Source organism: Magnetococcales bacterium (assembly GCA_015231925.1).
In the GTDB taxonomy this organism is placed as follows: Bacteria; Pseudomonadota; Magnetococcia; order Magnetococcales; family JADGAQ01; genus JADGAQ01.
On sequence record JADGAQ010000149.1, the window covers coordinates 1 to 10470 of the forward strand.

A 10470-nucleotide genomic window follows, 5' to 3' on the forward strand; every position below is an offset into this window, starting at 1 on the left:
TCGGGGCTCCGCCCCGAACCCCGCCGGGGGGGATAATCCCCCCCGGACCCCCGTTTTACTGAACGGATACCCGCGATCAGTGGGCCGCCATCGCCTTGGCCAGCCACGGCGGTGGCCGGTCGGACAATACCGCCTTCAGGTTGTCGAGCAGCTCCTGCAACGCGGGAGCCCCGGCGAAACGCACCGGCAGAATGCCCGCCCGCACCAGCCGCGCCGCAGGCGGGCCGCCGATGCCCGCCACCCAGACCATCCGGCAATCCCGCAGCGCCTCCAGACGCCGCAAGGTGGCCGCTTCGCCCTTGTCCGGCCCCTCGATGCGGCGCTCTTCCACCGCAACCAGCTCTCCGGGCCCCACGTCGAAAACCAGAAAACGCGAACAACTGCCGAAATGACCGTCCAGCAAACCCGGACCCTGGCTGGCGCAGGCCACCCGCACCGTGCCTTCGCTTCGTGCCATGGAATTCACCCCCTTCTGGCTCGCAGTTGACAGGGAAAAGTGGGGCGGGTCGGCTGGGGATCGAGGTAATACCGCTCCCCCCCTTCCAATTCCAAAGTACCGCCCCAGCCCTCCTCCGTATCGAACTCCACTCGCGCCACCACCGACTCCCGGTCCTTCTTGGCCACGTAACAGGTCAACTGCCCCCGGTCATTGCGTCGCAACATCAGATCGGGCATCTCCCGTCCCCTATCGGATCAGATCGTAGTTGTAGTCGGTCTGGGCCATGAAGCGGGTGTCGTCGTCGAGACGCTCCAGCACCGCGTTGACCAGGGTGGTCAGCACATACATGGCCCCTTCGTATCCCAGGGTGGCCTGACGGTGCAGATGGTGCCGGTCGAAAATGGGGAAACCGATACGGATCAGCGGAACTTCGTGTTCCCGCCCCTTGCGCAGGGTGTCCCGCTGAATGAACTTGCCGTAGGAGTTGCCGATGAGAAAATCGGGCTTCTTCTCGAAAACCAGGGAACGCAGATGCCACAGATCCCGTCCGAAGTGGATCTCCGCGCCCCTGCCGTAAGGCGAGCCGGCCAGAAGCTGCTCCATGGCCTTGCCCCAGCGTTTGGTGGCGTTGTGACACAGCAGGTGCAGCGGCTCGGCCCCCAGCTCCATGAGGAAACGGGCCATGCCCATGACGAAGTCGGGATCGCCGTACACCGAAAACCGCTTGCCGTGCAACCAGGTGTGGGAATCGGTCATCATGTCGAGCAGACGGCCCCGCTCCAACTCCAGCGAAGCGGGTATCGGCTTGCCGGTCAGTTGCGAAAGGGTCATCAGGAAGCGGTCCGTGGCCGCCAGGCCATACGGGGCGTCGAGGGCGGTGGCCGGCTGGTTCCAGGTCTCCTTGACGTATTTCCGCGTTTTGTCCAGACCCCAGGGTTGCAGCAACAGGGTGTCGATGGCGTTGGGCGCGTCGAGGATCTCCTCGCGGGTGGTGCCACCGGCATACATGCGATAGCGCCCGTCCGCCGGGGTGTCCAGCACCTCGGAGGGATCGGAGAGCAGGGTGGCTTCCACCCCCATCTCCGCCATCATGCGCTTGAGCAGACGGTAGTTGCCCAGATAGGTCTCGAATCCCGGCACCAGATTGATTTTGCCGTTTTTGCCCGGCGCCTTGCCCTCCATGGTGTTGAGGGTGAAGTAGCGCAGGATGCCTTCGAACATGTTGTCCCAGCCGGTCAGATGGCTGCCGATGAAGCTCGGGGTGTGGGCATAGGGGGTCGGGAAATCCGCCGGAATGCGCCCCTCCTTCTTGGTGTTGGTGATGAAGGCATTGAGGTCGTCGCCGATGACCTCGGCCATGCAGGTCGAGGAGACGGCGATCATCTCCGGCTCGTAAAGGGCCTTGGCGTTCTGCAGCCCGGCGAACATGTTCTTCTGCCCGCCGAAAACCGCCGCGTCCTCGGTCATGGAGTCGGAGACGCAGGCCACGGGCTCCTTGAAATGGCGGTTGAAATAGGTGCGGAAGTAGGCCACGCAGCCCTGACTGCCGTGGACATAGGGCAAGGTGCCGCGAAATCCCAGGGAACACAACACCGCCCCCAGGGGCTGGCAGGCCTTGGCGGGATTGACCGTCAAGGCCTCACGGGCGAAATTGAGGGCCTTGTACTCCGGAGTGGTGCTCCAGGCGAAGGTCTCGTCGATCTTCTCCGGGGATTCGCGGTTTTCGTGCAGCGCCTTCTCCGCCAGGATGGCCCGGTATTCCGGCTCCTGAAAGAGGGGGTAACACGGCATGGTATTGGCCACGGTCTGGGTCATCGTCGTCTCCTTTCGCGGGTGGCCCACCCATCCGTGGAACCACCCGTTGTCAGTGGAAAAACGTCGTCAAGCGGCGTGCGTCCGCCACGGGGGCCGCATCAGACCCCAGCAGGGATTGTTGATGGTCATGTCCATGTCCCGGGCGAAGATGGCGAAACCGTCGTAGCCGTGATACGGCCCGGAATAGTCCCACGAATGCATCTGCCGGAAGGGAATGCCCATCTTTTGGAAAACATACTTCTCCTTGATGCCGGAACCGATCAGATCGGGCCGCACCCGCTCCACGAAACGCTCCAGCTCCAGGCCGGTGACATCGTCGTAGATCAGGGTGGTGTCCTTGACCTCCTCCCAGGTGCGTTCGTAGTCGTCGTTGTGGCCGAACTCGTAACCGGTGCCGACCACCTCCATGCCCAGATCCTCGTAGGCCCCGATGACGTGCCGGGGACGCAGGCCGCCCACGTAGAGCATGACCCGTTTGCCTTCGAGGCGGGGCCGGTAACGCGCCGTCACCTCGTCCACCAGCGGCTGGTATTTGGCGATTACCCGTTCCGCCCCCTGCTGAATCGTCGCGTCGAAGCGGCTGGCGATCTTGCGCAGCGAGGCGGCGATCTTGCCGGGACCGAAAAAGTTGTACTCCATCCAGGGAATGCCGTATTTGGCTTCCATGTGGCGGCAGATGTAGTTCATGGAGCGGTAGCAGTGCACCAGATTGAGCCGCACCGAGGGGGTGCGTTCCAATTCGGCCAGGGTGCCGTCCCCGGACCACTGGGCCACCACTTTCAGCCCCATCTCCTCCAGCAGGATGCGGGAGGACCAGGCGTCACCGCCGATGTTGTAGTCGCCGATGATGGCCACGTCGTAAGGCCCCACCTCGGCGCCCACCTTGGGCTCCTGGCGGTCCAGGATGTGATCCCGGATGGTGTCGTTGGCGATGTGGTGCCCCAGGGACTGGGAAACCCCGCGAAAGCCTTCGCAACGCACCGGAACCACCGGTTTGCCCAAATCCGCCGCCGCCTTCTTGGCCACCGCCTCGATGTCGTCGCCGATCAGGCCGACGGGACACTCCGACTGCACCGAAATACCCTTGTTGAGGGGAAAGAGGCTGTTGACCTCGCCCAGCAGCTTGGCCAGCTTCTTGTCCCCGCCGAAGACGATGTCCTTCTCCTGAAAATCGGAGGTGAAGTTCATGGTCCCGAAGGCGTTGACCCCGGTCCAGCCGATGTAATAGTTGCGCCGTCCGGCGCGGGAGTACTGGCCGCAACCCACCGGTCCGTGGGAGATGTGGATCATGTCCTTGATGGGGCCCCAGACCACCCCCTTGGATCCGGCGTAGGCGCAGCCGCGAATGGTCATCACCCCCGGCAGCGACTTGCGGTTGGCGGTGATGCAGCCCGCCCCCTCCCCGTCACCCGCTTCGGCGACGTTCAGATGCTCCAGCCGTTCTTTGGCCGCCTCTTCCGGGTAGACCGACAACACCTCCCGGATCAGTTTCCGGGCTTCTTCCGTGTCCAACATGGCATCACCCTCCGTCGTCAGGCCATTGCGGGAGAAAAGGTCATCACCGCTTCCTGAGCGGCGGTGCGTCCGATGACGGACTCGTCCTCCTCGTCGAGGATGCCGAACTCCATCAGCAGATCTTCGAGTTCATCCATGCTCAGCGGTTTGGGGATCACCAGCTTCTTGTTGTTGATGATCTTGTTGGCCAGGGCGCGGTATTCGTCCGCCTGGCCGGCCTTGGGATCGTATTCGATCACCGTCATGCGACGGATCTCGGCGCGCTGCACCACGTTGTCACGCGGCACGAAGTGGATCATCTGGGTGCCCAGTTTGGCGGCCAGGGCCTCGATGAGATCGGCCTCCCGGTCGGTGTTGCGGGAGTTGCAGATCAGCCCGGCCAGGCGCACCGAGCCCGAATTGGCGTACTTCACGATGCCCTTGGCGATGTTGTTGGCGGCGTACATGGCCATCATCTCGCCGGAAACCACGATGTAGATCTCCTGGGCCTTGTTCTCCCGGATCGGCATGGCGAAACCGCCGCAAACCACGTCGCCCAATACGTCGTAGAAGACGAAGTCGAGATCCTCTTCGTAGGCCCCCTCCTCCTCCAGGAAGTTGATGGCGGTGATCACACCCCGTCCGGCGCAACCCACCCCCGGCTCCGGCCCGCCCGACTCCACGCAGCGAATGCCTCCGTAACCGGACTTGAGCACATCCTCCAGCTCCAGATCCTCGACGCTGCCCGCCTCCGCCGCCAGATGCATGATGGTGTTCTGCGCCTTGGCGTGCAGAATCAGCCGGGTGGAGTCGGCCTTGGGATCACAACCCACGATCATCACCTTCTGTTTGGCCTCGGCCAGAGCCGCCACCAGATTCTGGGTGGTGGTGGACTTGCCGATGCCACCCTTGCCGTAAATCGCGCATTGCCGGATTGCCATGAGTCGTCTCCTTCGAAAGTCCATTCACTTGGGCGGGTACGCACCTTGCAGTGCCTCTTTGCAAGGGATAGGGCATTCCGCATGCCAAAATGAGGATTTGCTTTATTATGCTGTTTTAAAAGGTGAATTTTAACTGTCTGACCCGATATTTTGCAGGTGCGAAATGCGACAAAGGCAAGGGGAATGTCCTCTTTCGGACAAGGCTCGCGTCGGGGAGAAAAACCGGGTCCGAACCCGGCGGGGTCTGGATTGACAGCCTATCGAGGGGTGTCTATTGTTGCCGTATCGATGGAGTTGAGTCACCGGGGAGAAGACGATGAAAGTTATTCGCATGACCTTGAAGAATTGGCGAAACTTTAATGAGGTCGATTTCCCGCTGCACGACAGAACCTACCTTATCGGACCCAACGCCTCCGGCAAATCGAACCTGCTCGATGTACTGCGCTTTTTGCGGGATATCGCCAAGCCCGAGGGGGGCGGCTTGCAGAAGGCCATCCGCGACCGTGGCGGGCTCTCCAAATTACGTTGCCTTCAGGCCCGCAAGGAAACGGAAGTACGTATCGCCATTGAACTGACCGAAGAGACCAAGGAGGGAATGGATCTTTGGAACTACGCCATCGCCTTCAAAAGCGAGGGCAAAGGCCTGCAGCGACCGGTTCTTCTGGAAGAAAAGGTCACCAAAAACAGGCGGGTTCTTCTGGATCGCCCCAATGAACAGGATCTGTCGGACAGGGAACGCCTCACCCAGACCGCCCTGGAACAGATCAACGCCAATCAGGCCTTTCGCGAACTGGCCAATTTTCTGCAGGGCGCCACCTATCTGCACCTGGTGCCGCAACTGCTCAAATACGGCGAACGCATCGGGGGCAGTCTGTTGGAAGAGGATCCTTTCGGGCAGGGATTCCTGGAGCGGGTGTGCAAAACCCCGAAAAAAACCCGCGATTCCCGCCTGAACAAAATCCAGGCGGTGCTTCAAACCGCCGTACCGCGATTCAAGGAACTGCTCTTCGAAACCGACCCGAACAACGGCAAACCCCACATCAAGGCGCGTTACGACCACTGGCGGCCCAAGGGGGCCTGGCAGCGGGAAGAGGAGTTCTCCGACGGCACACTACGCCTCATCGGCCTCTTGTGGTCGCTGCTGGACGGGGATTCGCTGTTGTTGCTGGAGGAGCCGGAACTCTCCCTGAACGAGGCCATCGTGCAGCGGATTCCCCAGATGATCGACAGCATTCTGAAACGGGCCAAAAACCCCAAACGCCAGGTTCTGATCAGCACGCACAGCGCGGCGATACTCTCCAATCCCATCGACGAACGGGGTGTATTGCTGCTGGAACCCGAAAGGGAGGGCACCACGGTTCGCTCCCCATCCGAAGAGGAAAAAACAGCCCTGCGGGCCGGATTGACGGTCAGCGAGGTGATACTGCCCAAAACCCGGCCGCAAACGACCAAGGGCAAAGGCCTTTGGGATGAGTGACCTCTCCCTGTTTCTGGTAACGGAAGACCCTCTCGGGGAGGCGCTGATCCGGGCCATGATCCAGCAATCCGGAATCCTTTTCAACATCGAGGGAAAGGGCAGTGTTGGCGGAAAGGGAGCAATCCGAAGTCGCATGGTTTCTTACAATCAACTGGCTCGCCAATATCCCGTACTGGTCCTGACCGACCTGGACGATGCCCTCTGTCCCGGCTCCCTGCTGGAGGAGTGGCTGCCGGAACCGGCAGCGCGGGGGTTGCTGTTCCGATTGGCGGTTCGGGAAGCCGAAGCCTGGGTGATGGCCCATCGGGAAGCCCTGGCCTCCTTTCTGGCCATTCCGGAAACCAAGATCCCCCAACGACCCGACGAATTACCCGATGCCAAGGGATCCTTTCTGCAACTTATCCGCAAATCCAAGAACAACCGCCTCAAGAAGGAGATGCTTCCCGACCCGGAACAGGCCACCCCCATCGGTCTTCATTATAACGAGCATCTGAAAAACTTCGTCTTTGGCCACTGGCGGGTGAAGACCGCCCTGGAAAACTCCCCCAGCCTGAGCCGGACCTGGAAGCGCCTGTTGGAAATTCCCCATCTCTTTTCCGAAAAGCGCGTCTGAGGCCATGGCATCACCGGACAGCCCTCCATCCCCCCGCAACGACTCTCTCACCGTGCCCCCGGCGGCGCGGCTGCTGTTCAATCGCTGCAACCTGCCGGCTGCGGTGCTGGGCAGTTGGCGTTTTCAGCAGCACCCCCATCCCCTGGAACTCGACGGGGTGCGCGCCATCCACGCCGACCTCTTCCGGCGGCTGGAACGGCTCTCCTGTCCGGAGGAGCGGGTGGTGCAGTTCATGGACTACATGGTGGTCTATTTCGCCTTGAAGCGCCCCGAGGACCAGGGCTTCGACCCCAACAGCCGGGTGCGGCGGGACAAGGCCGATTATCTGCGCATGCTGCGGGGCTGGCTGTTCAATCCCGACGGACGGGAGGCGGCAGTGCTGAAAGGCTGGGTCAGCAGCCGCTTCGGCCTGCTGCCCCGTTATCACGGCGGGGTGCTGGACCCTCCGGAGGGGGAGACCTTCCGGCGTTATCTGGCCATGCAGAGCGAAGGGATTTACAACACCAACTTCCTGGAAGGCCAACTCGACCTGCTCTACACCTTCTGCCAGGAGGAGATGAGCCGCAAATTCCCCGATACCCGGCACATGACCCTCTTTCGCGGCCTCAATCGCCTGGAGGAGCTGCCCCTGCTGCGCAAGCTGGACGGCCATCATCGGGTGGTGTTGCTCAACAACCTCAACTCCTTCACCCGCAGCCGCGAACGGGCCGACGAGTTCGGCGACCGCATACTGGAATGCGCCGTACCCCTCGGCAAAATCTTCTTCTACAACCGGCTGCTGCCAGGCATACTCAAGGGTGAGGAGGAGTTCATGGTCATCGGCGGGGTTTATGAGGTGACGTTGGCGGGGTAGTCGATACCGTCTGACCGTTCCCCCTGGCGGCGGAACGGTCGCGGATCGGGAATCTTTGTGTTTGGTGGTGTTGAAGACGGCGGTTTCAGTGGTTGTCCCGCAGGATCCCCCCTTGAATCCCGATCAAGCCCAGGGCCTGACGACGGCAGGCCTCGCGCACGTTGGGGTCGAGGGCGTCGAGCCAGCGGGCGGGGATGGCCTTGACCCCGTAAAGCGCCCCGGCCAGCATGCCGGCAATCGCTCCGGTGGTGTCGGCGTCGCCGCCGCGATTGACCACGGTGATCAAGGCCTCCTCGAAGCTATCACTGTCCACCACCCCTTGAAATACCACCTGCAGCGTCTCCACGATATAGCCGGATGGGTTGAGCGTCGGACGTTCCGTGCGAAAGCGAAATACCGGGAAAGCGGCATTCAACGCCGCCAGCGGACCGCGAATCCACTCCGGCAGGCCGATGCCGTGCAGGGCCAGGCGCAACAGGCCGGCCACCGCCAGACATCCCGCATCGGAGAGGGCATTGTTGTGCGTCACCCGTGCCTGAGCCAGCACCGCCCGCCGGGTCTCCTCCTCCTGCCGATCCCAGGTGGCCAACACCGCGGGCAACAGGCGCATGCAGGCCCCGTTGCCCGCGTCGGTTTCGCTCGGCGGAGCCAGAGGCACTCCGGTGCGCCGGAAATGCAGCAGTCCGCGACGCACCGTATTGCCGATATCCACCGGCTTGCTGCGCATCCAACCGTCGAAAGCACGGGCCGCCAACTCCGCGTCCAGGCGCTTTTCGGCCAGAATCGCCTCCCCCAGGGCCAGCGCCATGGTGGTGTCGTCGGTGACCGCTCCCGGCTTGAGGTGCAGCCAGCCGCCCCCTCGCAAACGATCATGCACCCCGTATTGGGCCCGAATCTCCCCCGGCGTCATGAACTCCACCGTGGCCCCCAGGGCATCCCCCACCGCCAACCCCAGATAGGCCCCCACCGCCCGCTGCTGCAGCAGGCTGCCTTCCGGGGCTAAATTTCGGGACCGAAACACCGGTCGTAATCCCGGCAAACCTGGCAGGTGGGCGCCCGGCACAGACCGACCCCCTCCCGTTCGCACAACTGTCGGTAAAAAAACTTCTTCCATTTCATGTCCGATGCATTGCGGGCCACCAGGGAGGGGAATCCCCGTTGCAACATCGCCGTCAGCTCCTCCCGGCAGGAGAGCCCCAGATCCTGCCAGAGGTGATTGCCTCCCAGGCAGCCGAGGGCGATGCGCCAGGCCAGTCGATCCCACACCGGGGAGGCGTCCACCCGATGCTCCAGGAACAAAGCCACCAGATCCCGCACCTCCCCGGTACGGGAAAGAGCCTCCTGGCGCAAGGCAAAGGGTAATGCCTCCTCAATGACGCCAGGTCGCGACAGTTCCATCGTTGGTCTCCTTTGGCCAGGTGCCTTGCAAACTGCCGGAAGCATTGAGCGGACGCCCCTTGTGGTCGATGATGGCTCCTTCCACCGGGCAGACCTCGCCGCACTGCGGCCGGTCGAAATAGCCCTCGCAATCCACGCAAACCTTCCTGTCCACCACATAAAGGCCTTTGCGTTCCATGATGGCCCCGGTGGGACACTCGGGTTCACAGGCCGCGCAGGCCACACACTCCTCCGTAATAACCATGCTCATCACACTCTCCATTCGCGATTGAGGGTCGACAGGGCTTCCACCACCGGGGAACCGGAAAAACGTTGCACCGGCTCGATGCCCGCTGCCCGCAGGGCATCCTGAGGATCGGGGCCGATGCGTTCGCAAACCACCGCGCGGCAATCCCGCAGGGTGTCGATGATCCGTTGCAGCGGGGAATCCGACTCGCCGCAGGAGTCCGACCCGTGGCAATGGCGCGAGACGGGGCGCTGTTTGACCATCAGGCCCACGCCGTGCGGGGTGAGACGATAGACGCGGAAGGCGCTGGCGTGACCGAAATGTTCGTCCACCCGTTCCCCGGTGCGACTGGCCACCGCGACCTGAAAGATCTCCGACGACACGGTCGACCGGGCGATCGGAATGGTGCGAGCCCGGGGCTCCTCCCCGAGCAATCCCGCCGCGTCGGCCCGGCACTGGCGACAATGGCGCATCAGATGGGCCGACCCGCCGCATTGCGCCCGCACCTGCTCCAGATCGACTTCGTCCGGGACCGGCTGCCCCATCCGGGCGTAAAAGGTGGCGCTCTCCGGCGGGGCCAGCAGCGGCATGATGTTGTGGATGGCCACCCCCATGCCGCTCACCACCCGGTTGACCTGGGGCAGGTGCCGGTCGTTGACGCCGGGAATCAGCACCGAATTGACCTTGACCATCAGCCCGGCCGCCACGGCCCGCTCCAGACCTTCCATCTGGTTTTCCAGCAGGATGGCGGCGGCCTCCCGTCCGAAACGGCGGCGGTGTTTCCAGAAAACCCACGGATAGATGGCCTCGCCGATGGCCGCATCCAGACAGTTGACGGTCACGGTGACGTGGGCCACATCCAGGCGCTTCAGCTCTTCCACATACCCCGGCAGGGCCAGCCCGTTGGTGGAAAGACAGGGAATCAACTCGGGGAATCGCCGCCGCAGCCCTTCGAGAAAGGCAAAACTGCGCTTCGGATTGGCCAGGGCATCTCCCGGACCGGCCACCCCCACCACCCGCAGGTGAGGCAATCGGGCCTGCGTCGCCGCCACATGGTCCAAAGCCGCCTCGGGATCGAGAACCCCGGAAGTCACACCGGGGCGGGACTCGTTGGCGCAATCGTACTTGCGGTTGCAGTAATGGCATTGAATGTGGCAGGCCGGCGCCACCGCCACATGCATGCGGGCATAACGGTGAGCCGCCTCCTCGCCATA

General features: G+C 62.8%; 12 protein-coding genes. 3 read left to right on the plus strand and 9 right to left on the minus strand.

What is annotated here, in order from left to right; genetic code table 11:
• Positions 1 to 76 precede the first annotated feature (76 nt).
• From HQL56_14565 to nifH, 5 genes are all read right to left on the minus strand, one after another.
• Positions 77 to 457, minus strand: a complete 381-nt coding sequence (locus tag HQL56_14565; GenBank protein MBF0310743.1) for a hypothetical protein — start codon at positions 455 to 457, stop codon at positions 77 to 79.
• 5 nt (positions 458 to 462) lie between these two features.
• Complete coding sequence (gene nifT, locus HQL56_14570) at positions 463 to 675, minus strand: putative nitrogen fixation protein NifT (protein ID MBF0310744.1); 213 nt, start codon at positions 673 to 675, stop codon at positions 463 to 465.
• 10 nt (positions 676 to 685) lie between these two features.
• Positions 686 to 2254, minus strand: a complete 1569-nt coding sequence (gene nifK / locus HQL56_14575) for a nitrogenase molybdenum-iron protein subunit beta (protein MBF0310745.1) — start codon at positions 2252 to 2254, stop codon at positions 686 to 688.
• A 66-nt stretch (positions 2255 to 2320) separates the two neighbouring features.
• On the minus strand, positions 2321 to 3769 hold the full coding sequence (nifD, locus tag HQL56_14580) for a nitrogenase molybdenum-iron protein alpha chain (protein MBF0310746.1): 1449 nt from the start codon (positions 3767 to 3769) through the stop codon (positions 2321 to 2323).
• A gap of 17 nt (positions 3770 to 3786) precedes the next feature.
• Positions 3787 to 4689 (minus strand): nitrogenase iron protein, encoded by a 903-nt coding sequence (gene nifH / locus HQL56_14585; GenBank protein ID MBF0310747.1) that lies wholly within the window; start codon positions 4687 to 4689, stop codon positions 3787 to 3789.
• Positions 4690 to 5005: 316 nt separating this feature from the next.
• Here nifH and HQL56_14590 point away from each other — a divergent pair, with 316 nt between their 5' ends.
• From HQL56_14590 to HQL56_14600, 3 genes are read left to right on the plus strand one after another with little or no spacing between them, the layout of a single operon-like run.
• Positions 5006 to 6166, plus strand: coding sequence for an AAA family ATPase (locus tag HQL56_14590; GenBank protein MBF0310748.1), 1161 nt, complete (start codon positions 5006 to 5008; stop codon positions 6164 to 6166).
• On the plus strand, positions 6159 to 6779 hold the full coding sequence (locus HQL56_14595; GenBank protein ID MBF0310749.1) for a hypothetical protein: 621 nt from the start codon (positions 6159 to 6161) through the stop codon (positions 6777 to 6779). Before HQL56_14590 ends, HQL56_14595 begins: the two co-directional genes overlap by 8 nt.
• A 4-nt stretch (positions 6780 to 6783) precedes the next feature.
• Positions 6784 to 7632, plus strand: coding sequence for an NAD(+)--dinitrogen-reductase ADP-D-ribosyltransferase (locus HQL56_14600; protein ID MBF0310750.1), 849 nt, complete (start codon positions 6784 to 6786; stop codon positions 7630 to 7632).
• Between the two features lie 85 nt (positions 7633 to 7717).
• Here HQL56_14600 and draG read toward each other — a convergent pair whose 3' ends face one another.
• The 4 genes from draG to nifB form a co-directional block, all read right to left on the minus strand.
• Positions 7718 to 8653 carry an ADP-ribosyl-[dinitrogen reductase] hydrolase gene (gene draG, locus HQL56_14605; GenBank protein MBF0310751.1) on the minus strand — a complete coding sequence of 312 codons (936 nt, stop codon included), beginning with the start codon at positions 8651 to 8653 and terminating at the stop codon, positions 7718 to 7720.
• Positions 8632 to 9075 carry a nitrogen fixation protein NifQ gene (locus HQL56_14610; protein ID MBF0310752.1) on the minus strand — a complete coding sequence of 148 codons (444 nt, stop codon included), beginning with the start codon at positions 9073 to 9075 and terminating at the stop codon, positions 8632 to 8634. Before HQL56_14610 ends, draG begins: the two co-directional genes overlap by 22 nt.
• Positions 9002 to 9280 (minus strand): 4Fe-4S binding protein, encoded by a 279-nt coding sequence (locus HQL56_14615; GenBank protein ID MBF0310753.1) that lies wholly within the window; start codon positions 9278 to 9280, stop codon positions 9002 to 9004. The genes HQL56_14610 and HQL56_14615 overlap by 74 nt, the downstream gene beginning before the upstream one ends.
• Positions 9280 to 10470 (minus strand): nitrogenase cofactor biosynthesis protein NifB (gene nifB / locus HQL56_14620; protein MBF0310754.1); only part of this gene is annotated, 1191 nt, incomplete at its 5' end. The genes HQL56_14615 and nifB, both read right to left, overlap by 1 nt.